The organism is Mesorhizobium sp. WSM4904 (assembly GCF_029674545.1).
GTDB lineage: Bacteria > Pseudomonadota > Alphaproteobacteria > Rhizobiales > Rhizobiaceae > Mesorhizobium.
The window spans coordinates 3,998,391-4,019,269 of record NZ_CP121354.1 but is presented as its reverse complement, the minus strand read 5'-3'; the positions used below and the strand labels follow the sequence as shown (position 1 = coordinate 4,019,269).

General features: G+C 62.7%; 22 protein-coding genes. 8 read left to right on the top strand and 14 right to left on the bottom strand.

Annotation, left to right across the window (positions count from 1 at the left end):
* Window positions 1-29: 29 nt before the first annotated feature.
* The 4 genes from QAZ47_RS19165 to ugpC form a co-directional block, all read right to left on the bottom strand.
* Entirely contained in the window at window positions 30-281 is a 252-nt protein-coding gene (locus QAZ47_RS19165; protein ID WP_278207885.1) for a hypothetical protein, read from the bottom strand.
* Between the two features lie 326 nt (window positions 282-607).
* Complete coding sequence (rbsK, locus tag QAZ47_RS19160; RefSeq protein WP_278202276.1) at window positions 608-1,552, bottom strand: ribokinase; 945 nt, start codon at window positions 1,550-1,552, stop codon at window positions 608-610.
* Window positions 1,553-1,556: 4 nt separating this feature from the next.
* The gene (locus tag QAZ47_RS19155; RefSeq protein WP_278202275.1) at window positions 1,557-2,009 is read right to left on the bottom strand and encodes an RbsD/FucU family protein; all 453 of its coding nucleotides are present in this window, start codon (window positions 2,007-2,009) and stop codon (window positions 1,557-1,559) included.
* Between the two features lie 84 nt (window positions 2,010-2,093).
* Window positions 2,094-3,152, bottom strand: coding sequence for a sn-glycerol-3-phosphate ABC transporter ATP-binding protein UgpC (gene ugpC, locus QAZ47_RS19150; protein WP_278202274.1), 1,059 nt, complete (start codon window positions 3,150-3,152; stop codon window positions 2,094-2,096).
* A 279-nt stretch (window positions 3,153-3,431) separates the two neighbouring features.
* Between ugpC and QAZ47_RS19145 the strand changes: the two genes are divergently transcribed.
* The 3 genes from QAZ47_RS19145 to QAZ47_RS19135 all read left to right on the top strand — a co-directional run bounded on the left by QAZ47_RS19145 (window position 3,432) and on the right by QAZ47_RS19135 (window position 7,314).
* Window positions 3,432-5,108: a sugar ABC transporter substrate-binding protein gene (locus QAZ47_RS19145; protein WP_278230403.1), complete on the top strand. Its 1,677-nt coding sequence runs from the start codon at window positions 3,432-3,434 to the stop codon at window positions 5,106-5,108.
* 158 nt (window positions 5,109-5,266) lie between these two features.
* Window positions 5,267-6,388, top strand: coding sequence for a sugar ABC transporter permease (locus QAZ47_RS19140; RefSeq protein ID WP_278202272.1), 1,122 nt, complete (start codon window positions 5,267-5,269; stop codon window positions 6,386-6,388).
* 8 nt (window positions 6,389-6,396) lie between these two features.
* A complete protein-coding gene (locus QAZ47_RS19135) occupies window positions 6,397-7,314 on the top strand; it encodes a carbohydrate ABC transporter permease (RefSeq protein ID WP_278202271.1) in 918 nt (305 codons plus the stop codon).
* A 156-nt stretch (window positions 7,315-7,470) separates the two neighbouring features.
* Here the strand turns inward: QAZ47_RS19135 and QAZ47_RS19130 are convergent, their stop codons facing one another.
* Together QAZ47_RS19130 and hxlB are read right to left on the bottom strand one after the other, a co-directional pair.
* Window positions 7,471-8,217, bottom strand: a complete 747-nt coding sequence (locus QAZ47_RS19130; RefSeq protein WP_278202270.1) for a creatininase family protein — start codon at window positions 8,215-8,217, stop codon at window positions 7,471-7,473.
* A 4-nt stretch (window positions 8,218-8,221) separates the two neighbouring features.
* On the bottom strand, window positions 8,222-8,788 hold the full coding sequence (gene hxlB / locus QAZ47_RS19125; protein WP_278202269.1) for a 6-phospho-3-hexuloisomerase: 567 nt from the start codon (window positions 8,786-8,788) through the stop codon (window positions 8,222-8,224).
* Window positions 8,789-8,964: 176 nt separating this feature from the next.
* On the opposite strand from hxlB, the gene QAZ47_RS19120 reads away from it, so the two are divergent.
* The gene (locus QAZ47_RS19120) at window positions 8,965-9,987 is read left to right on the top strand and encodes an aldo/keto reductase (protein WP_278202268.1); all 1,023 of its coding nucleotides are present in this window, start codon (window positions 8,965-8,967) and stop codon (window positions 9,985-9,987) included.
* Between the two features lie 78 nt (window positions 9,988-10,065).
* Here the strand turns inward: QAZ47_RS19120 and hupB are convergent, their stop codons facing one another.
* From hupB to clpP, 4 genes are all read right to left on the bottom strand, one after another.
* Entirely contained in the window at window positions 10,066-10,338 is a 273-nt protein-coding gene (hupB, locus tag QAZ47_RS19115; RefSeq protein ID WP_027166452.1) for a DNA-binding protein HupB, read from the bottom strand.
* Between the two features lie 196 nt (window positions 10,339-10,534).
* Window positions 10,535-12,946 carry an endopeptidase La gene (gene lon, locus QAZ47_RS19110; RefSeq protein WP_278202267.1) on the bottom strand — a complete coding sequence of 804 codons (2,412 nt, stop codon included), beginning with the start codon at window positions 12,944-12,946 and terminating at the stop codon, window positions 10,535-10,537.
* A 275-nt stretch (window positions 12,947-13,221) separates the two neighbouring features.
* Complete coding sequence (clpX, locus tag QAZ47_RS19105) at window positions 13,222-14,496, bottom strand: ATP-dependent Clp protease ATP-binding subunit ClpX (RefSeq protein ID WP_059185169.1); 1,275 nt, start codon at window positions 14,494-14,496, stop codon at window positions 13,222-13,224.
* 295 nt (window positions 14,497-14,791) lie between these two features.
* Window positions 14,792-15,421 (bottom strand): ATP-dependent Clp endopeptidase proteolytic subunit ClpP, encoded by a 630-nt coding sequence (clpP, locus tag QAZ47_RS19100; protein ID WP_127423823.1) that lies wholly within the window; start codon window positions 15,419-15,421, stop codon window positions 14,792-14,794.
* A 331-nt stretch (window positions 15,422-15,752) separates the two neighbouring features.
* Here clpP and QAZ47_RS19095 point away from each other — a divergent pair, with 331 nt between their 5' ends.
* The 3 genes from QAZ47_RS19095 to QAZ47_RS19085 all read left to right on the top strand — a co-directional run bounded on the left by QAZ47_RS19095 (window position 15,753) and on the right by QAZ47_RS19085 (window position 17,375).
* Entirely contained in the window at window positions 15,753-16,340 is a 588-nt protein-coding gene (locus QAZ47_RS19095) for a hypothetical protein (protein ID WP_278230402.1), read from the top strand.
* Window positions 16,341-16,476: 136 nt separating this feature from the next.
* Entirely contained in the window at window positions 16,477-16,848 is a 372-nt protein-coding gene (locus QAZ47_RS19090) for an ABC transporter substrate binding protein (RefSeq protein ID WP_278230401.1), read from the top strand.
* A gap of 14 nt (window positions 16,849-16,862) precedes the next feature.
* Window positions 16,863-17,375: an ABC transporter substrate binding protein gene (locus QAZ47_RS19085; RefSeq protein ID WP_278230400.1), complete on the top strand. Its 513-nt coding sequence runs from the start codon at window positions 16,863-16,865 to the stop codon at window positions 17,373-17,375.
* 86 nt (window positions 17,376-17,461) lie between these two features.
* On the opposite strand, the gene QAZ47_RS19080 is transcribed toward QAZ47_RS19085, so the two are convergent.
* The gene (locus QAZ47_RS19080; protein ID WP_278230399.1) at window positions 17,462-17,665 is read right to left on the bottom strand and encodes a DUF3126 family protein; all 204 of its coding nucleotides are present in this window, start codon (window positions 17,663-17,665) and stop codon (window positions 17,462-17,464) included.
* Window positions 17,666-17,814: 149 nt separating this feature from the next.
* A complete protein-coding gene (gene cysE / locus QAZ47_RS19075) occupies window positions 17,815-18,663 on the bottom strand; it encodes a serine O-acetyltransferase (RefSeq protein ID WP_278074020.1) in 849 nt (282 codons plus the stop codon).
* A 121-nt stretch (window positions 18,664-18,784) separates the two neighbouring features.
* Between cysE and QAZ47_RS19070 the strand changes: the two genes are divergently transcribed.
* Window positions 18,785-19,387: a hypothetical protein gene (locus QAZ47_RS19070; protein ID WP_278230398.1), complete on the top strand. Its 603-nt coding sequence runs from the start codon at window positions 18,785-18,787 to the stop codon at window positions 19,385-19,387.
* Between the two features lie 6 nt (window positions 19,388-19,393).
* Here the strand turns inward: QAZ47_RS19070 and QAZ47_RS19065 are convergent, their stop codons facing one another.
* Window positions 19,394-20,161: an alpha/beta hydrolase gene (locus tag QAZ47_RS19065; protein ID WP_278230397.1), complete on the bottom strand. Its 768-nt coding sequence runs from the start codon at window positions 20,159-20,161 to the stop codon at window positions 19,394-19,396.
* Between the two features lie 14 nt (window positions 20,162-20,175).
* Window positions 20,176-20,688 carry a DUF192 domain-containing protein gene (locus tag QAZ47_RS19060; RefSeq protein ID WP_278230396.1) on the bottom strand — a complete coding sequence of 171 codons (513 nt, stop codon included), beginning with the start codon at window positions 20,686-20,688 and terminating at the stop codon, window positions 20,176-20,178.
* Window positions 20,689-20,879: the final 191 nt, after the last annotated feature.

Sequence of the window (20,879 nt, the reverse complement as noted above, 5' to 3'; positions counted from 1 at the left end):
GACCGAAGGCGGGACCGGGCGCACGCCCACTAACGCGGACGCGCTCGATGGACCGAGGGCGTGGAGCTTGTCGATACCAAGTCAGCCTCGGTACCTTCCGTTCCCCGTTTGTAGATCAACCGGACCACCAGTCCGAAGTATCCAATTTGAAGGATGATCAAGGCAAGGATGGCCCAGCCGAGCGCCTTCCAGATGGAGCCGGTCTCCAGCTCAGCCCAGATCGCAACGATCAACGACGTCGCGAACATACCGATCAGAAATTGAGGAAAATACATCGGCACGGCACCCAAGGCTTTGGCGTCTCGAGGCGACCCTCAACTCGATTCTCAAAAAGCCCGCCGCCCCGTTCGGGAGCGGCGGGCCCCCAAATTTGCCCCCGGCTACCGGAGCGCGGTCCACTCCGGCATTGCTGGCAATGCAATAGGGATGCCAGACACAGTGACCCATTACGGGACAGCTGCGCCGTCGAAGCAAGGCGTTGGCGTCGAATAATATTAACCGTTGCTAATATGCAACCATGTCGTCGTAAGACACTGAATTACAAGGGTCGTGGCAGGCGCCCGACGAGCGCTACCGACCCGTTGGGCCATACGTGAGGTTGGCGGCTTCAAGCCCTCGCCAGCAGCGCCTCGACCTCCTGCAGCGTCGGCATGGACGGAGCCGTGCCCGGACGGGTCACCGAAATGCCGGCGACAGCGCAGGCGAAGCGTACCGCCTCCAAGGGCTCGACGCCCGTGGCAAGCGCCGCCGCCAAGCCGCCATTGAAGGCGTCGCCCGCGCCCGTGGTCTCGACCACCGGGCCGGCGTTGACGGCGCCGACATGGTCGGAACGGTCCTTGGTGTGGAGCAGCGCGCCCTTCTCCCCGAGCGTCACGATGACGGCGCCGACGCCTTTCGCCAGCAGACTGTCGGCGGCGCGGCGGGCATCATCGACCGAAGCGACGGTGATGCCGGTCAGCCCTTCGGCCTCGGATTCGTTCGGCGTGACATAGTCGCAGAGCGCGTAGATGCGGTCCGGCAGGCTGGCTGCCGGCGCCGGGTTGAGGATGGTCGTCACCCCTACCCCGCGTGCGATCTCGAGCGCCTTCAGCGCCGCGTCGATCGGCTGCTCGAGCTGGGTGACGAAGACGCCGGCCGAGCGGATCAGATCGGCGTGAGCTTCGATGTCGGCGGGCGAGATCAGCATCGCAGCACCCGGGCTGACGATGATGGCGTTGTTGCCGCTGCCTTCTTCGACGAAGATGTAGGCGGCGCCCGTATAGCTGTCCGGCGTGTCGATCACGGCGCTCTTCACGCCCGCCGCCTTCCAGGTCTGCTTGGCCATGTCGGCGAAGGCATCGACGCCGAGCCTCGTCAAGAACGTGACGTCGGCACCCAGCTTGCCGGCGGCGACCGCCTGGTTCGAGCCCTTGCCGCCCGGTCCGAGCTTGAACGAGTTGCCGAGGATCGTCTCGCCCATGCGTGGCTGGCGGTCGGCGCGATAGGCGGTATCGGCGACGAAGACGCCCAAGATCACAACAGGCTTCATGACGACTGGCTTGCCGGCGGCCATTTCTCTACTCCGCTTCCGGCGGAATGACGCCCTTGCGGAAGGCGAAACAGCCGTAGAAGCGGCGCTCGCCGGTCTGGATGACGCAATAGGACTTCTTGGCGCGCTCGTAGAAGGCGTAACGCTCGATCGAGATCATCGGCCAGGACTTGCCTTCGGCCGCGTCGATCTCCTTCTGCACCTCCTTCTGTACCGGCGGGATTTCGTTCGGCTTGCCGACGATTTCCATGCGGGCGGCCGCATCGTTGACGAAGCTGTCCAGCGGGTAGAGCGACAGCACCGCCTTCACCACCTCGGCCGCCGGCGCATCGATGCGCAGCAGCTTGCCGAGCACGGTCTGCTTCGCGACGGAGTCGGATGGAAAATTGGAGTCGGCGATGATCAGGTCGTCGCCGTGCCCCATAGCCCGCAGCGCCTGGAGCACATCGGCATTGAGCAGCGGATTGATCCCTTTGAGCATGGTTCCCTCTCGGAAGTCTGTGTGCGGTCTGGAGCAATTCCCGGAAAAGTGTGAGCGGTTTTCCGTCCGGAATTGCGTAAAGCTCTAAAGGCGCTTGCCGGTCCCCGCATCGAAGAGATGGACGTGGTCGAGCCGCGGCCTGAGTTTCAACGTATCGCCCGGTTTGAAGTCGTGGCGCTCGCGGAACAGCGCCACCATCTCGCCCTCGCCGAAGCGCACGAACACCAAGGTCTCCGAGCCTGTCGGTTCGACCACCGAAATCGTGGATGCGACGCCGTCGGGATGGATTTCCAGATGCTCCGGGCGCACGCCGTAGACGACGGCCTGTCCGTCCTCGGTCGCGACACCGGCGGGCATCGGAAAGGCCGAGCCCGCTATGTCGACGACTGGCTTCTCACCCTTCTTCACCGTGCCCTTGAGCAGGTTCATCGCCGGCGAGCCGATGAAGCCGGCGACGAACAAATTGGCCGGCCGGTCGAACAGTTCCAGCGGCGCGCCCACCTGCTCGATGCGGCCGTCGCGCATCACCACGATCTTGTCGGCCATGGTCATGGCCTCGATCTGGTCGTGGGTGACATAGATGGTGGTGGTTTTCAGCCGCTGGTGCAGTTCCTTGATCTCGGTGCGCATCTGCACGCGCAGCTTGGCGTCGAGATTGCTGAGCGGCTCGTCGAACAGGAACACCTGCGGATTGCGCACGATGGCGCGGCCCATGGCGACGCGCTGGCGCTGGCCGCCGGAAAGCTGGCGCGGATAGCGCTTGAGATAGGGATTGAGGTCGAGGATATCGGCTGCGCGCTTCACTCGCTCCGCAACGACGGCCGGATCGGTGCCGCGCAGCTTCAATGCGAAAGCCATGTTCTGCTCCACCGTCTTGTGCGGATAGAGCGCGTAGTTCTGGAATACCATGGCGATGTCGCGCTTGGCAGGCGCCAGGTGGTTGACGACACGGTCGCCAATCGAGATCGTTCCGCCGGAGACCGTTTCCAGTCCCGCCACCATCCTGAGCAGCGTGGACTTGCCGCATCCCGAAGGGCCAACCAGCACGACGAACTGGCCGTCGGCGATATCGACGCTAACCTCATGCAGAACCTTGACGGTTCCGAATGCCTTGGCCACATTGTTAATTGCGACTTGAGCCATCGTCTCCCCTATCTTTTTCGTGGAAGCTAGCCATTGCCAACGGCAAGGGCAAGTCGGTATCTTATAGATAAAAAGCCATTCTTGTTGACAAGGTAATCGATTACGCGAATAGTGGCGAGTGCCAATCCGACAGCCGGTCCTTGTCCGGGAAATCGGATCTCCAGGCGACGCAGGGTGGGGTCCCACGTCCCCCTATGGTATAGGAGAACCGCAGACGTTTCGGCGTCCGAGAGATTGGCAAAATCAATTCGCGACTGAAGTTCTGGGAGGAACCTTGAGATGAGAGTCGATCTTTACGAAAAACTGGTGCGAGCCGGGGTGACCCGCCGCGATGTGCTGAAAGGCGCGGCCAGCATGGCGGCACTTGCCGCGGCGTCCGGCGCCGGGCTCGGCGCGCTGACCAAACCGGCCGCCGCCGCGGATGATCTGCGCGCGAAAATCCTGCAGATCCCGGGCGTCGGCAAAGGCCAGCCGACGGACGCCGACTTCCAGAAAGTCGGCGAGCTTTGCCTGGAAGCGACCAAGGCCAACGTCAAGGAAGGTGAATTCGCCGGCGTCGAGCTCACCTTCATGGGCCTCAACAATCAGAACCTGCACAACGTGCTGTTCCGTGGCTTCCTGAAGCCGTGGGAGGCCTATACCGGCGCCAAGATCAGCTGGATCGACCTTGCCCAGGCCGATTACAACGCCCGTCTGCAGCAGTCGATTGCAACCAAGACCGTCGATTTCGACATCATCGAGATGGGTGCGCCCTTCGAAGGCGACGTCTGCGGCAAGGGCCTCACCTCGGAGATGCCCGACTGGGTCAAGAAGCAGATCGACATGGACGATCTCGTCAACTACCTGAAGCCGCCGGTCGGCACCTGGGACGGCAAGCAATACCGCGTGACCATCGACGGCGACACGCACAACTTCAACTACCGCACCGACGTGTTCTCCGACTCCGAGCTGGCGGCAGCCTGGAAAGCCGACGGCGGCGACAAGGCAGGCATGGCCGAATGGGGCGTGCCGAAGACTTGGCAGCAGGTGCAGGCCGTCACCAAGTTCCTCAAGGGCAAGCAGTTCAAGGGCCAGGACGTCTATGGCTACCTCGACGCGCCCAAGCCCTGGGGCGGCTTCGGCTTCTACTTCCTCGGCAGCCGCGCCTCGGCCTATGCCAAGCACCCCGACGACAAGGCTTGGCTGTTCGATGCCGACACGATGAAGCCGCGCATCAACAATCCGGCCTGGGTGCGGGCCATCCAGGACGTGATCGACGCCCTGCCCTCGGAGCCGCCGGACCAGATCAACGCCGATCCGAACACCACCGGCTTCCAGCAGTTTCTGGCCGGCACCGGCTCGATGATCCCCTGGTGGGGCGACATCGGCTCCAACGTCAAGACCAACGACTCCTCGGTCATCGGCGACGTCACCGGCTTCTCGATCCTGCCGGGCTCGGACGATGTCTACAATTCCAAGACCGGCAAGTGGGACAAGCTGGCCAGCGGCCCGAACTATGCGCCGAACTGCGCCTATCTCGGCTGGGGCGTCTATGTCATGGCCCGCGTCGACAGCGACGAGAAGAAGAAGAAGGCGGCGTGGTCGGCGGCGGCCCATCTCGGCGGCAAGGATCTGTCGCTGTGGTGCGCGGCCTATCCTTCCGGCTTCCAGCCCTATCGCAACTCCCATTTCAACATTCCGGAATGGGTGGCGGCCGGCTATGACGAGGCCTTCATCACCTCGTATCTGAAGTCGGAGGGCGACTCCTACAACCATCCGAACGCCGCGATCGAGCCGCGCATCCCCGGCATCTTCCAGTATTACAGCGCCGCCGAGGACATCCTGGCCAACACCTTCGCCGGCAAGATGAAGGCGCAGGAAGGCGCAGATGCCATCGCCGCCGCCTGGGAGAAGCTGACCGACCAGATCGGACGCGAGAACCAGATCAAGCTCTACAAAGCCTCGCTCGGCATGTAGGCTGTCTCGTGAGAAAGTCGCGGCCCGGCGACACCTCGTCGCCGGGCCGCATCTTGACCGGCATCGCCCGATCACTTGGGCTTCGAGCAATTCCAGGAAAAGTGTGAAGCGGCTTTCCGTCCGGAATTGCGTGAAAACAAAAGGTAGAGGCGATAAGCGTGGCTGAGCAGACTTCGACCGCGAATGCGTGGCCGGCAAATTCCACGGCGACCGATCTCATTCCGCCCGGCCGCAAGCGCCTCGGCTGGGCCCTGATGGTTGCTGCGACGCTCGCGCTGCTGGCGACGATCGTGATGCAGATCCTCTACAAGACCGAAGTCGACACGGTCGGCTTCTATACCTGGCGTCCCGTGGTCTACGCCTATGTGCTGTGGGGTGTCGCGCTCGGCGCCTGGCAGGTGCTGACGCGCGGCGAGGACGGCCAACGCGCGCTGTTCCTGCTGCCGGCGCTGCTCTTCACCATAGCCATGGTGATCTTCCCGACGCTGTTTGGCTTCTACATCGCGCTGACCGACTGGAACCTCAGCTCGTTTTCCGGCCGCAGGTTCAACGGGCTCGACAATCTCTGGCAGATGCTGGGCGATCCCTATTATCGCAACGCGCTGTTCAACATGGTGCTCTACGTGCTGGCGGTGCTGGTCGAATATGTCATCGCCTTCGGACTGGCGCTGCTGCTCAACGCGCAGATCCGCGCCAGAAAATTCTTCCGCGTGGTCTTTCTGCTGCCACTGATGCTGTCGCCGGTCGCCGTCTCCTGGATGGTCGGCAAATCGCTGATGGAATACCGGTTCGGACCGGCATCGACGCTGGCGCGCCATCTCGGCTGGAACAATCCGGCCTTCTTCTCCGACCCCATCATAGCGCGCATCTCGATCATGGTGCTCGACGCCTGGACCTTCATCCCGTTCATGATGATCATGCTGCTCGCCGGCCTGCAGGCCATGTCGCGCGAGGTGATCGAGGCGGCGCGCGTCGACGGCGCGAACGCATGGCAGACCTTCTGGCAGGTCACCTTTCCGCTGATGCTGCCGGTGTCGCTGACGGCGGTGATCCTGCGCATCATCTTCAAGCTCAAGCTTGCCGATATCATCATCACGGTAACGTCCGGCGGCCCCGGCGGCGCCACGGATTCGGTTTCGAGCTTCATCTACCGCGAGTATCGCGACCGCTCGAATGTCGGCTACGGCACCATGCTCGCCATGGTCTACCTGATCATCATCGTCGTGTTCGTCACCTGGCTGCTGAAGATCGCCGGCCGTTTCGTGCGCAACGTCAACTGAGCGGCATCATGAGCGTCCAGACCACCGAATACACCGTTTCCGAGATCCGCTCGCCGGCCGCCTTCATCACCAGCCGCGTCTTCATCTATGGCGCGCTGGTGTTCTGGTCCTTCGTCTGCCTGTTCCCGATCTACTGGACGATCACCACCTCGTTCAAATCGGCCGTCGATGTCACGCAAGGCCACCTCATCCCCTTCATCGACTTCCAGCCCGACTGGAAAGGCTGGCGCTCGCTCGGCCTATCGCCGGATTCGATCTTCCAGACCTCGACCGTGCGCGACGAATTCCTCAAGCGCTTCATGAACTCGGTCATCACCTCGGTCGGCGCATCCAGCCTTGCCATCGTCATCGGCAGCCTCGCCGCCTATGGCCTCACCCGCTATCGCTACAAGTTCGCGTGGTTCAAGAACGAGGACATCTCCTTCTTCTTCCTGTCGCAGCTCATCCTGCCGCCGGTCGTGCTGGCGCTGCCCTTCCTGGTGCTTTACCGCGAGGTGGCCCTGCTCGACACGCGCATCGGGCTCGTGCTCCTCTACACGCTGATGGTCTTGCCGATCGTCATCTGGATCATGCGCGACCAGTTCAACTCCATTCCCGTCGAACTCGAGGAGGCAGCACTCGTCGACGGCCTGTCGATCTGGGGCGCGTTCTTCCGCATCGTCATGCCGATCGCGCTGCCCGGCATGGTCGCCGCCTTCATCCTGGCGATGGTGCTCTGCTGGAACGAATATTTCTTCGCCGCGCTGCTCACCTCGACGGATGCCAAGACCATCCCCGTGATGGTGGCGAGCCAGACCGGCTCGCAAGGCATCAACTGGTGGTCGATGGCAGCCCTTGCCACGGCAGCCATCGCACCGCTGGCGATCATCGGCATCGCGCTCGAACGTTATCTGATCATGGGCATGACAGCCGGTTCGGTGAAGTAGCCCCTTTCCTTCTCCCCTTGTGCGAGAAGGTGGATCGGCGCGTTAGCGCCGAGACGGATGAGGGGTGTTCCAGCGGAGTGAACGTCGGCGTTCCCTGGAACACCCCTCATCCGTCCGCTTCGCGGCCACCTTCTCCCACAAGCGGAGAAGGGGGAGCTAGGCTCGCAGGATCGCCCGTAGGTGATCGAGGATCATCGCGACGCCCTTTTGCCCCAGCTCGGCCGAAGCCTCCGGCGCGCCCTTCGTGTACCAGCCCTTGTTGTCCGCGAAATGGCCGGCATCCACCGCCTCGGGGCATAGCGCCAGCATCAGCGACGTCTCGCCGATGCCGGCATGGTCGAACGGGTATTTGCCGTTCATGGCGGCGGCCGGCATCAGCGGATGCACCTGCACCCAGTTGAAGACATTCTCGCCCTGGGCGTGGCCGGCATAATAGTCGGCCATCTTGTCGGAGCCCCACCAGCCCTCGCCGCGCTCCTTTTCCAGGAAACGGAAAATCGCCTGCCGGCCAGCGGTCTTGAAGGCGAGATCGGTCGGCATGCCGGCGACAAAATTCTCGGTCTGGTGATGGATGATGGCGTGGATGTTACGGAAGCCGATGCGCAGCAGGCCGTAGAACAGCTCTTCCGCAAAGGGAGCCAGCACCGGACCGCCGACCTGCACCGAGCCGCTGCCTTCCGGCGGCTCCACGGCATAGCTCGCCGCGCCATAGTAGAAGGGCGGCAGGATGACGATGTCCCTCTCCTTCTCGACGAGTTCGAGCGTCTTGATGACGGCGAGCGTGTCCATGCCGACCGCCATGTGCTCGCCATGGTATTCGAGCACGCCGAGCGGCAGCACGACCGGCCAGTTTTCTTCGATCGCCTTGCGGATCTGGTGCGGCAGCATCAGTTCGTAGCGCATGTCTCTACTCCAAGTTGGTGTGCCGGGCGCGCATCGCTTCCGGGGTCGCGCCGGTGAGCGCCTTGAGCTTCAGCACCATCACTTCGAACAGCAGGAAAAGCGCGCCCTCGAACAGCGAGCCCATCGGCAGCACCGAAGTTCTGGCGGCGCCGTGGTCGCTGGCCATGGTCTGGGCCGGAACGAGCAGCGTGAAGTCGGCAAGCTTCGCAGCGCTGCCCGCCGGTTCGGCGGTAAGCAGCAGCACCTTGGCGCCGGCGTCGCGGGCGACACGCATCAAGGTGAGCACGGTGGTGGTTTCGCCCGGTCCGGAGCTCGCGAGGAAGATGTCGCCTTCGCCCAGCGGCGGCGTGGTCATATCGCCGACAACCGAAACCGGCAGGCCTAGATGATAGAGCCGCATGGCGAAGCCTTTGACCTGAAGTGCCTCCCGGCCGCAGCCATAGACGACGATCTTGCCGGCATCGGCCAGCATTGCGCAGGCGGCGTCGACCCGGTCGTCATCGATACGCCGCACCACGGCGGCAAGCTCGTCCAGCGCGGTTGCAAACATGTCCGGTCCGGCTTGCGTCATGGCGGTTCATCCCATTCTGCCGAGGCTTGATCAGGCTTGCGGCTTTTCGTGCGAAACACTTGTTTTTGTTCATGCTATCACCGCGAAAATTGCTGTCCAACGAGCCTCGATGCTTTTGCTGTGCCAGCGGCGTGATAGTGTCATGTCAGACAAATCGATCCGGGAACATTGAGGCTATGAAGACACGGCATTTCGACCGCATCGGCAATGGCGGCATCACCTTCACCGAGCTCGGCTTCGGCACCGCGCCGCTCGGCAATCTCTACCGCGCCGTCTCCGATGAGGATGCCAATGCCACGCTGGAGGCGGCATGGGAGACCGGCTGCCGCTACTTCGACACCGCTCCCCTCTATGGCCTCGGCCTCTCCGAAACCCGGCTCAATCCTTTCCTGCGCGGCAAGAAGCGTGACGACTATGTGCTGTCGAGCAAGGTCGGCCGCCTCTTGCGCGTCTCGCCGGCCGACCAGCGCACCGGTATCGGCAAGTTCTTCGAGACGCCCTCGCGCCGGGAAGTCTACGACTACAGCTATGACGGCGTGATGCGTTCCTTCGAGGCATCGCTGGAGCGTCTCGGCGTCGACCGCATCGACATCCTCTATGTGCACGATGTCGACATCTTCACCCACGGCAGCAAGGAGGCGTCGGACAGGCGCATCGAGGAGTTCATGTCCTCGGGCTATTACGCCCTGCTTTCGCTGCGCGACCAGGATGTGATCAAGGCCTTCGGCGGCGGCATCAACGAATGGCAGGTCTGCCAGACGCTCGCCGAGCGCGGCGATTTCGACCTGTTCCTGCTCGCCGGCCGTTACACGCTGCTCGAGCAGGAAGCGCTGGCTACCTTCCTGCCGCTCTGCGAGAAGCGCGGCATCGGCATCGTTCTCGGCGGCCCTTACAATTCCGGTATCCTGGCTACGGGACCGAAGCCGGGCGCTTTCTACAATTATACCGAGGCGCCGCAAGCCGTGCTCGACCGCGTGGCGCGCATAGAGGCGGTCTGCAAGCGCCATGGCGTGCGGCTGATCGAGGCAGCGCTCCAGTTCCCGCTGCAGCATCCTTCCGTGATGTCGGTGATCCCCGGCGGCCAGCGGCCAGCCGAGGTCGAAAGCAATCGCGCGCTGCTCGATGTCAAGATCCCGGCGGCCTTGTGGGCGGATCTCAAGCAGGAAGGCCTTATGCGCGCCGACGCGCCGACCGGCTGAACGCACGCCCCGCGGACGCAGGGCACGAAAAAGAAGAGCCGGGCAAGCCCGGCTCTTCTGAGCTTAAAGAAAAAGGTCTTAGTTGACCGCGTCCTTGAGGCCCTTGCCAGCCGAGAACTTCGGCACGGTGCGCGCCGGAATCTTCACTTCCGCGCCGGTCTGCGGGTTGCGGCCGGTCGAAGCAGCGCGTTTTGACACGGTGAAATTTCCGAAGCCGACAAGCCGGACATCGCCGCCCTTCTTCAGTTCGCCAGTGATCACGGAGAACACCGCATCGACGGCAGACTGCGCATCAGCCTTCGAAATGCTTGCGGAGTCGGCGACAGCGGACACCAGTTCGTTCTTGTTCATCAAAATTCCCTTCCATGAGAAAACCGGAACGTACGACTCATCCGGCAGGAAACGGACTTTAGAAAGAAGCGTTCCGGAACCCAAGCCGAAAACCGCGGAATTCCGGGCTTTTTCCCACTTTTTCGGAGATTTTTCACGTGAAAAAGCCGGGCTGGAAGCCCGGCTCTCTCATTGTGCGTTGCAATGTTAGAAAATGCTAATGTGCAAGTGACTTGCCGGCGTCGTCACCGGCATCCACGCCGGCCGGCGGATTCACCGGCTCGACCCATTCGATCGGCTCCGGCATCTTGACCAGCGCGTGCCTCAGCACCTCGCCGACCCGCGAGACCGGAATGATCTCCATGTTGTTCTTCACATTGTCCGGAATCTCCGCCAGGTCCTTGGCGTTGTCTTCCGGGATCAGCACCTTCTTGATGCCGCCGCGCAGCGCGGCAAGCAGCTTCTCCTTCAGGCCGCCGATCGGCAGCACCCTGCCGCGCAGCGTCACCTCGCCGGTCATCGCCACATCGGCGCGAACCGGAATGCCGGTGAGCACCGACACGATCGCCGTCACCATCGCCACGCCCGCCGACGGGCCGTCCTTGGGCGTCGCGCCCTCCGGCACGTGGACGTGGATGTCGCGCTTGTCGAACAGCGGCGGCTCTATGCCGAAATCGATGGCCCGCGAGCGAACGTAAGAAGCCGCCGCCGAGATCGATTCCTTCATCACGTCGCGCAGGTTGCCGGTCACCGTCATGCGGCCCTTGCCGGGCATCATGACGCCTTCGACCGTCAGCAGCTCGCCGCCGACTTCCGTCCAGGCTAGACCGGTAACGACGCCGACCTGATCGTCGGCCTCGACCTGACCGAAGCGGAAGCGCGGAACGCCGAGATAGTCGGCAAGGTTGTCCGCAGTGATCTTCACCGTCTTCTTCTTCGTCCTCAGGATCTCGGTCACCGCCTTGCGCCCGAGCTTCATCAGCTCGCGCTCCAGGCTGCGCACGCCGGCTTCCCTTGTGTAGGTCTGGATGATGCCGCGGATCGCGTCCTCACCGACCGAGAACTCGTTCGGCTGCAGCGCGTGATCGCGGATCACCTTGGGCATCAGGTGACGCTTGGCGATCTCGATCTTCTCGTCCTCGGTGTAGCCGGCGATACGGATGATCTCCATGCGGTCCATCAAAGGCGCAGGGATGTTCAGCGTGTTCGCCGTCGTCACGAACATCACGCTCGACAGGTCGTATTCGACCTCGAGGTAATGGTCCATGAACGTCGAGTTCTGCTCCGGATCGAGCACCTCGAGCAGGGCCGACGACGGATCGCCGCGGAAGTCCTGGCCCATCTTGTCGATCTCGTCGAGCAGGAAGAGCGGGTTGGACTTCTTGGCCTTCTTCATCGACTGGATGACCTTGCCGGGCATCGAGCCGATATAGGTCCGCCTGTGGCCGCGGATCTCGGCCTCGTCGCGCACGCCGCCGAGCGCCATGCGGATGAACTCGCGCCCCGTGGCCTTGGCGATCGACTTGCCGAGCGAGGTCTTGCCGACGCCGGGCGGGCCGACGAGGCACAGGATCGGTCCCTTCAGCTTCTTCTGCCGGCTCTGTACGGCGAGGTACTCGACGATGCGCTCCTTGACCTTGTCGAGGCCGAAGTGATCCGCGTCGAGCACATCCTGCGCGAAGGCGAGGTCATGCTTGACCTTGGAGTTCTTGCCCCACGGGATCGACAGCAGCCAGTCGAGATAGTTGCGCACGACGGTGGATTCAGCCGACATCGGCGACATCGACCGCAGCTTCTTCAATTCGGCTTCCGCCTTCTCGCGGGCCTCCTTGGAGAGCTTGGTCTTCTTGATGCGCGCCTCGATCTCGGCGGCCTCGTCGCGGCCGTCCTCGCCTTCGCCGAGCTCCTTCTGGATCGCCTTCATCTGCTCGTTGAGGTAGTACTCGCGCTGCGTCTTCTCCATCTGGCGCTTCACGCGCGAGCGGATGCGCTTTTCCACCTGGAGCACGGAGATCTCGGCCTCCATGAAGCCCATCGCCTTCTCGAGACGCTCCTTGACGGAGAGCGTGGCGAGCATCTCCTGCTTCTCGGGGATCTTGATGGCGAGATGCGAGGCGACCGTGTCGGCGAGCTTGGAATAGTCGTCGATCTGGCTGGCGGCACCCACCACTTCGGGCGAGATCTTCTTGTTCAGCTTGACGTAATTTTCGAAGTCGGTGACGACCGAGCGGGCAAGCGCCTCGATCTCGACCTCTTCCTCCTCCGGCTCGACCAGCGCCGTGGCACGGGCCTCGTGGAAATCGGCACGGTCGGTGAACGAGACGATCTTGGCGCGCGAGGCGCCCTCGACCAGCACCTTCACGGTGCCGTCGGGCAGCTTCAGGAGCTGCAGCACATTGGCGAGCGTGCCGATGTCGAAAATCGCATCGGGCTCAGGATCGTCGTCGGCTGCATTCATCTGGGTGGCAAGCAGGATCTGCTTTTCCTGACCCATCACTTCTTCCAGCGCCTTGATCGACTTTTCACGGCCCACGAAGAGCGGAACGATCATGTGCGGGAACACGACGATGTCGCGCAGTGGGAGGACCGCGAAAACGCCGTCGCTGGAAGACTTGGATATCTTGGCCATTGTCCAACCTTTCATGTCGCGGCCGCTAATTGAGCCAACCGCGAATCTCATATTAACGACCGAGCGTCGTTCCGCCTACCACCGTTTGTGACGGGAGTTTTACAGCACAGAATTCGGCACTTCGGCCTTCCGCTGTTAGGTGGATGCGGGCGGAGCAAAGATCAAGGGTTAACATGGTCCGCTCATCCACTCCATCACCAGGCGGCACACCCCTCACAGCAAAACGGCGCCGCACGGGCGCCGTTCCATGAAAAAATTGCCGATCAGCTGTCATGTCAGGCGCTGACGTTGCCCTTCTTTTCCTTCTGCTCGGAATAGATGTAGAGCGGCCGGGCGTTGCCGGAGACCACCTCTTCCGAGATCACGACTTCGCGCACGCCTTCCAGCGCTGGAAGCTCGAACATCGTGTCGAGCAGGATTGCTTCCATGATGGAACGCAGGCCGCGGGCGCCGGTCTTGCGCTCGATGGCGCGCTTGGCGATCGCCGACAGCGCGTTCTCGTGGAAGGTCAGGTCGACGTTTTCCATTTCGAACAGCCGCTGATACTGCTTGACCAGCGCGTTCTTCGGCTCGGTCAGGATCTGGATCAGCGCCGGCTCGTCGAGGTCTTCGAGCGTCGCCAGAACGGGCAGGCGGCCGACGAACTCCGGGATCAGGCCGAATTTCAGCAAATCCTCCGGCTCGACCTGGCGGAACAGGTCGCCGGTGCGCCGATCCTCGGGCGAAGCCACGGTCGCGCCGAAGCCGATCGAGGTCTTGCGGCCGCGATCCGAGATGATCTTGTCGAGCCCTGCGAAGGCGCCGCCGCAGATGAACAGGATGTTGGCGGTGTCGACCTGCAGGAATTCCTGCTGCGGGTGCTTGCGGCCGCCCTGTGGCGGAACGGAAGCGACCGTGCCTTCCATGATCTTCAGAAGCGCCTGCTGCACGCCCTCACCCGACACGTCGCGGGTGATCGAGGGATTGTCCGACTTGCGCGAGATCTTGTCGATCTCGTCGATATAGACGATGCCGCGCTGGGCGCGCTCGACATTGTAGTCGGCCGACTGCAACAGCTTCAGGATGATGTTCTCGACGTCCTCGCCGACATAGCCGGCCTCGGTCAGCGTCGTGGCGTCGGCCATGGTGAAGGGCACGTCGATGATGCGGGCCAGCGTCTGCGCGAGCAGCGTCTTGCCGCAGCCGGTCGGGCCGATCAGCAGGATGTTCGACTTCGCCAGCTCGACGTCGTTGTTCTTGCCGGCATGCGCAAGGCGCTTGTAGTGGTTATGGACGGCGACCGACAGCACCCGCTTGGCGTAGGGCTGGCCGATGACATAGTCGTCGAGGACCTTGAGGATCTCCTGCGGGGTCGGCACGCCCTCGCGCGACTTCACCATCGAGGTCTTGTTCTCCTCGCGGATGATGTCCATGCAGAGTTCGACGCACTCATCGCAGATGAAGACGGTCGGACCGGCGATCAGCTTGCGCACTTCGTGCTGGCTTTTGCCGCAAAACGAGCAATAGAGCGTGTTCTTTGAATCACCGCCGTTGTTGCTTACCTTGCTCATTTTTCTGTCCTTTCACCGCCTGCCCGCCGATGGTCTGGCCGCATTGGCGTCTCACCAATCTATCGCGGCAATCCGCCACCGCCAGTGTCCCGGCTCACACAGCGCATTCCGTACGAAACACAAATCAGAAAACGCGACAATGATTCGCAGCAACCCATGCAAAGCTAAGCCGTCGAAAATCAACATAGCCTTAACGTAGGCAATCCCAGCCTTCGAGGGAACAGGCAATTGTGGCCGAAATGCCGCAAGCCGCGCCAAAAGCGCGTTATCCCGCCATTCAGCTGCCAACCAGGGCCTATGCGGTGGCCGTTTCGCCCAGCTCACGCGTCGTGATGACCTTGTCTATCAGACCAAAGTCCTTGGCCTCGTCGGCGGACATGAAATGGTCGCGGTCGAGTGTCCGTTCGATCTCGTCATAGCTCTTGCCGGTATGCTTGACATAGACCTCGTTCAAGCGGCGCTTCAGCTTGATGATGTCCTGTGCATGACGTTCGATGTCCGACGCCTGCCCCTGGAACCCGCCTGACGGTTGATGGACCATGATGCGGGCGTTCGGCGTGGCAAAGCGCATGTCCTTGTGGCCGGCGCAAAGCAGCAGCGAACCCATCGAGGCCGCCTGGCCGATGCAGAGCGTCGACACCGCCGGCTTGATGAACTGCATGGTGTCGTAGATCGCCATGCCCGAGGTGACGACACCGCCCGGCGAGTTGATGTAGAGGTTGATCTCCTTTTTGGGGTTCTCCGCCTCGAGGAACAAAAGCTGTGCACAAACCAGCGTCGCCATGCCGTCTTCGACCGGGCCGGTGATGAAGATGATGCGTTCCTTCAAGAGGCGCGAGAAGATATCGTAGGCCCGCTCGCCGCGATTGGTCTGTTCGACCACCATCGGAACGAGGTTCATGTAGGTTTCGACGGGGTTCTTCATGGACTGCCCTTATTGGATGGATTCCGGCGCCGTGAAATATGAGAAATCGGGCGGAATCGGTTCTGGATCGTTAGGTCCTAAATAGGATGCCGGCTCACCCTAGCGCAAGGTCGCCCCTCCTAGCCATCTGGTTAAGTCGAATCAAGCGTCTCGGCCCAAGGAATGCCGGCTGCTGGCCCGGGAAATTGTACCGCGTCGAAGAGCGGCTCCGCCAAGGTAGCAGTTTCTTAACCGCGCTGCTTAACGACAAGCCCTGAAATCCCTGTCCGGGAGCGGACCTTCCTATACGCTCCTGCGTTGAATGGGCGTCCTTTTTCAACGGGGGAATGTCATGTTCTACAAGAGCTCCGCATCGCTCGCCGCGGTCGCGATGCTTGCCACCGTGTCGGAAACCGCGGCCGGCGGCCGCGCGCTCGAATGCTACGAGCCGGTGCGCCGGCCGGCGCTTTACGACACCGTCTACGAAGACGTGATGGTGAGCCCAGGCGGCCAGCTCATCGACTATGACCCACCGATCTACGGCACGAGCGAAGGCCTGGAGCAGATCGCCCCTCCCCGAGTCAGTTATGAGGTCGTGCCCGCGGTCACGCGAACCGTCTACCACACGCTCAAGGTGGACGACGGCGGCTACGCCTGGGAATGGCGCGTCATCCATGGCCGCAAGGTGCTTTGCAAAGTGTGGCGCAAGGCGCGCTACGCGCGGGTCGCCGAAACCGTGATCGTCGAACCGGAGCGCGTCCGGCGCGTCGTTCTTCCGGCGGAATATGAAGGCGTCGCCCGCGAGGTGCTAGTGCGGCCGGAAGAGCGGCGCATCACCGAAATCCCGCCTTCATACCGGACGGTGGCGCGTCGGGTGGTGGTGCGGGAAGGCTCGACCGGCTGGCGGCGGGTGCATATCCCGCGGCACTGCCCGCATTAAGGCGGACCGGATTTGGCCGGCATTTCTGCATCCCGTGGAGGGGAAGCCGATCTTTCGGCATGTCGCTTTCGGCATGTCGCCTTGCCCGCCCCGTGTTAGCTTCGACATCGAAACGGCACCGCCAGGAATCCGAAGAATGCGGCCTTCAGACATCCCCGTTGTCGGCATGCTGCTGGCCGGCGACCGATCGTATCCGAGCTTCGGCGCCTTCTGCGATGCAATCAGGGACCTGGGCTACGAGGACGGTGAAACCATCCAGATCGAGCCTCGCTTTGCCGACGGACATCTCGATCGCCTTCCAAGTCTCGCCGCCGAGCTTGTTCAGCACCGGGCCAAGATTATCGTCGCCATCGGGGCAGTGAGCTACTGGGCTGCTCGCGAAGCGGCGCCCGACCTGCCGATCGTCTTTGCCATCGTGCTCGATCCGGTATCGGCGAAAATCGTCCAGAATGCCGAGCGGCCCGGTGGCCGCACAACGGGATGCACGAACTTCGACCTGGCCAGATAGGCGAGCAAGTGCGGATGTTGAAGAAGGTGGTGCCGGGCCTGAGATGCTTGGCGGTTTTGGGCGACGCTGGGGTTCCAGACATCCTGCCGAGGCTTTCTAAAGCGGCTGCCGAAGCGGAAGGCCTAGACATCTGCATTCGCCTGCTTGGCCGCGAGGAAGACCTGGAGGCTGCCTTCGTCGCATTCGCGGTCGCCGGGGCGGGCGGTCTACTGTGCCTTGAGGTCCCGCGAACCACGACATACGGGGCCATGATCGTCGAGATGGCGAACGCCGCGCGGCTGCCGGCCATCTTCGGCAGGGATCATGCAAGATACGGTCCGCTGATGGCTTACGGCACGAGCCTTGCCTTTGCCGCGCGTCGAATGGCCAGCCAGGTCGATACCGTCCTCAACGGAACTGACGCCGGCACGCTTCCGGTCGAATATGTCCGCCGACCCGAGTTGATCGTCAATTTGAACGCCGCGCGGAGAATGGCGATCACGTTACCCGACAACTTCCTGCGGTCGGCCAACGAAATCGTCGGGTAGCTGCAGGCGCACGACGCTTGGCCAACTGGCGGCGGGCGCAGACCCGGCGGTATTGCCGGACCGGGCAGCAATTCGCTGGGGAAGGCTCAGGCCAGATCGACGTCGAGGATCGCCATCGAGAAATTGTAGTCGCCGTCGTCCTCGTCCTTGAAGACGATGCCGAGGAACTCGTCGCCGACATAGACCTCGGCCGAGTCTTCCTTGCGCGGGCGCGCCTTCACCTGCAGCCTGGGATTCTGGAAGACGCGCTTGAAATAGGCGTCCAGCTTTCTGATTTCGTCCGGCTTCAAAAGTCTTCTCCGAAATGTCGGCTTGTTCGTTGGAACGCGCTTCTGACACGCCGACGATGGCGATGTAAAGGCAAGCCGGCAGCATAACACGGGACAATCGGCACCTGAAATGGCGGCCGGATTCCGGCCGCGGCCGATGGCTGCCGAATTCAGATGTCGAAGCTGACGACGTGGTCCATCGTCTGCGAGGGCAGGAGCTGGTCCATCTGCCGCGAAGGCTGGTCGCAGCCGGTTTCTCCCACGACCCGCGCGGGCACGCCGGCGACCGTCTTGTTGTGCGGCACGGGCGACAGCACCACCGAGCCGGCCGCGATCTTCGAGCAGTGGCCGATCTCGATATTGCCGAGGATCTTGGCGCCGGCGCCGATCAGCACGCCGCGGCGGATCTTCGGATGACGGTCGCCGCTGGCCTTGCCGGTGCCGCCGAGCGTCACACCATGCAGGATCGAGACATCGTCCTCGATGACGGCCGTCTGGCCGACCACCAGGCCGGTGGCGTGGTCGAGGAAGATGCCCTTGCCGATGCGGGCGGCCGGATTGATGTCGGTCTGGAACACCGAGGATGAGCGGCTCTGCAGATAGAGCGCGAAGTCCCTGCGGCCCTGGTTCCACAGCCAGTGCGCCAGCCGGTGAGTCTGGATCGCATGGAAACCCTTGAAATAGAGCACAGGCATGATGAAGCGGTCGCAGGCCGGGTCGCGGTCGTAATAGGCCTGGATGTCGACGCGAACGGTCCCGCTCCACTCGGGATCGTCGGCAAGCATCGCCTTGAAGGTCTGCCGGATGAGGTCGGAGCCGATGTCCTGGTGCGCCAGGCGCTCGGCCAGCCGATGAATGACCGCTTCTTCCAGGCTTTCCTGATTGAGGATGGTCGAATAGAGGAAGGCGGCAAGCAGAGGGTCGCGGTTCACCGCTTCCATCGCCTCGTCGCGGATCGCGCGCCAGATCGGATCGACCGGCTGCACCATGCTGGGGCGGGCTATCGTAACGCTGTTCATCGACGGTCTCCGGCCTGCTCGTTCATCCGGCGGCACATATAGGCTAGATCGTAGCACGGTTGAACTCAATTTTCCTTAGTGCTTTGTCAAATGGACTTGGTTCACGGGAATTCAAGCCGCAATGGAAAACGAACCCTTGATCGACGAAGCACTGAAGAGCGAGCTTACCGCGCTCTATCAGGCCGGGGACAGGCATTACCACGACCTCGCTCATGTCGAGGCCATGCTGGCTTTGGCCGAAGAATGCCGACGCCTGCTCCATGACCCGGACGCCGTCGAAGCGGCGATCTGGTTCCACGACGCGATCTATGACAGCCGCGCCAAGGACAACGAGGCCAAAAGCGCGGCCTTGGCGGAGCAAAAGCTTTCCGGCCGCGTCAGCCCGGAGCGTCTCAGCCGCATTGTGGCGATGATCGACGCCACCGCCACGCATCAGTTGCCGCAGCTCGACGACGAGAAGGCGACTAGCGACGCAGCCTTCCTCCTCGACATGGACCTGGCGATCCTTGGCGCCGAACCGGACGTCTTCGATGCCTATGAGAAGGCGGTCCGGCGCGAATATGGCTGGGTCGAAGAGCCGATGTGGCGCGCCGGCCGCGCCGCGGTCCTGAAGAGTTTTCTGGCCCGCCCGCATGTTTTCCATACCGCCGAGTTCCGGCAGCGGTTCGAGGCGCAGGCCCGAAAGAACCTGGCGCGGTCGCTGGCCGCGCTCGAGGCCGGATAATGCCGTTCAGAGCGGATTCTCGGCGTAAAACTCCAGCACGCGCTGTTTGAAGCTTTTGTCGCCGACGGCGAGCATGTGGTCGCGGCCTTCGATATGAAAAGCCTTCGCGTTGGGCATCAGCGCGGCGAGCTCGTCGGGCGAACCGGCGATGTCGTCCTTTGTCCCGACGGCGATCAAGGTCGGCTGCGCGATGCGCGCCACATCCTCCTCGCTCATGGACGCGCGCGAGCCGACGATGCAGACGGCGAGCGCCTGGCGATCGCTCCGCGTCTGGTCGGCGAAGGCGCGAAACGAGCGGCCGCGCGCATGGCTGATCGTACCGGGATCCTCCGCCAGAAGCGCATCGGCGATCGGATCCCAGTCGCCGACGCCGTCGACAAGACCGATACCGAGGCCGCCCAACACCAGCGTCGCAACCTTGTCCGGATTGGACAACGCCATGAATGCGGATACCCGCGCGCCCATCGAATAGCCCATGACATGGGCACGTTCGACGCCGAGATGATCGAGCAGCGCGGCCGCGTCCAAAGCCATCTTGGCCGGCGTGTAGTCGGCCTCGTCGTAGCTCTTCGACGAGGAGCCGTGGCCGCGGTTGTCGAAGGCGATGGCGCGGTAGCCGGCGTCGTTCAGCGTCTTGAACCAGCCGGGCGAGACCCAGTTGACGTAATGGCTCGAGGCAAAGCCGTGGATCATCAGCACCGGATCGCCCTGCCCGGACGCCGGCTGGCGGTCGAGATAGGCGAGTTCGAAGCCGTCATGGGAAAAATATTGCATTGGTGTTGCCGCGGTCAGTTGGAACCGGAGCCCGACGCCTTGGCGATCGCCGGATGGCGCAAGAGATCGCCGTCCCTGAGACCGTCCTTGGCGGCCGTTCCCGCCTTGAGCTCGAGTACGAAGCTTACGGGTTGCCCTGGAGAAATGATGGCTTCGGATTCCGGTTCGCCGCGCTTGATGGCCTTGATCTTGCCGTCCTGGCCGACAAAGACCAGATCGAGCGGCATCGGCGTGTTCTTCATCCAGAAATTCACCTCGCCGGACTTCTCGAACACGAACAGCATGCCGTGATCGTCGGCCATGTCCTTGCGAAACATCAGCCCGGCCTCGCGCTCTTCGGAGGTGTCGGCGATCTCGATGGAGAAGGAGTGCCTGCCGGAGCCGGTCATCGCGACCAGCGGCGTCGGATCGACCGGCAGCATCATGGCCTGGTCGTCCGCCGCACTCGGTTTCAAGGCACTGAAATAGGCGGCCAAAACGATGGCGGCGCAAAGCGCGCCTGCAGTCAGCCAGTTGCGGTTAGCCATTTGATACCTCGTCCGGGCCCCGTCCCAAAACATGTCTCCCGAAAGTGGGAACCGGTTTCGGGACAAAGACATGCGTAAATCGAAAACCTAAAGCGCACAGAGCGAATCTGAAAGATCGCGATGCGCTTTAGACCATGATCCAGGCGAGTGGAACCGGTTTTCGGACAAAGATTGGCCTTGCACGGGCCATC

Bases quoted from the DNA above. Each gene is read 5' to 3' on its own strand.
- rbsK (WP_278202276.1), bottom strand. From the start codon at position 1,552: ATGGCCGCCGGCAAGCCAGTCGTCATGAAGCCTGTTGTGATCTTGGGC.
- QAZ47_RS19155 (WP_278202275.1), bottom strand. From the start codon at position 2,009: ATGCTCAAAGGGATCAATCCGCTGCTCAATGCCGATGTGCTCCAGGCG.
- ugpC (WP_278202274.1), bottom strand. From the start codon at position 3,152: ATGGCTCAAGTCGCAATTAACAATGTGGCCAAGGCATTCGGAACCGTC.
- QAZ47_RS19145 (WP_278230403.1), top strand. From the start codon at position 3,432: ATGAGAGTCGATCTTTACGAAAAACTGGTGCGAGCCGGGGTGACCCGC.
- QAZ47_RS19135 (WP_278202271.1), top strand. From the start codon at position 6,397: ATGAGCGTCCAGACCACCGAATACACCGTTTCCGAGATCCGCTCGCCG.
- QAZ47_RS19130 (WP_278202270.1), bottom strand. From the start codon at position 8,217: ATGCGCTACGAACTGATGCTGCCGCACCAGATCCGCAAGGCGATCGAA.
- hxlB (WP_278202269.1), bottom strand. From the start codon at position 8,788: ATGACGCAAGCCGGACCGGACATGTTTGCAACCGCGCTGGACGAGCTT.
- QAZ47_RS19120 (WP_278202268.1), top strand. From the start codon at position 8,965: ATGAAGACACGGCATTTCGACCGCATCGGCAATGGCGGCATCACCTTC.
- hupB (WP_027166452.1), bottom strand. From the start codon at position 10,338: ATGAACAAGAACGAACTGGTGTCCGCTGTCGCCGACTCCGCAAGCATT.
- lon (WP_278202267.1), bottom strand. From the start codon at position 12,946: ATGGCCAAGATATCCAAGTCTTCCAGCGACGGCGTTTTCGCGGTCCTC.
- clpX (WP_059185169.1), bottom strand. From the start codon at position 14,496: ATGAGCAAGGTAAGCAACAACGGCGGTGATTCAAAGAACACGCTCTAT.
- clpP (WP_127423823.1), bottom strand. From the start codon at position 15,421: ATGAAGAACCCCGTCGAAACCTACATGAACCTCGTTCCGATGGTGGTC.
- QAZ47_RS19095 (WP_278230402.1), top strand. From the start codon at position 15,753: ATGTTCTACAAGAGCTCCGCATCGCTCGCCGCGGTCGCGATGCTTGCC.
- QAZ47_RS19090 (WP_278230401.1), top strand. From the start codon at position 16,477: ATGCGGCCTTCAGACATCCCCGTTGTCGGCATGCTGCTGGCCGGCGAC.
- QAZ47_RS19085 (WP_278230400.1), top strand. From the start codon at position 16,863: ATGTTGAAGAAGGTGGTGCCGGGCCTGAGATGCTTGGCGGTTTTGGGC.
- cysE (WP_278074020.1), bottom strand. From the start codon at position 18,663: ATGAACAGCGTTACGATAGCCCGCCCCAGCATGGTGCAGCCGGTCGAT.
- QAZ47_RS19070 (WP_278230398.1), top strand. From the start codon at position 18,785: ATGGAAAACGAACCCTTGATCGACGAAGCACTGAAGAGCGAGCTTACC.
- QAZ47_RS19065 (WP_278230397.1), bottom strand. From the start codon at position 20,161: ATGCAATATTTTTCCCATGACGGCTTCGAACTCGCCTATCTCGACCGC.
- QAZ47_RS19060 (WP_278230396.1), bottom strand. From the start codon at position 20,688: ATGGCTAACCGCAACTGGCTGACTGCAGGCGCGCTTTGCGCCGCCATC.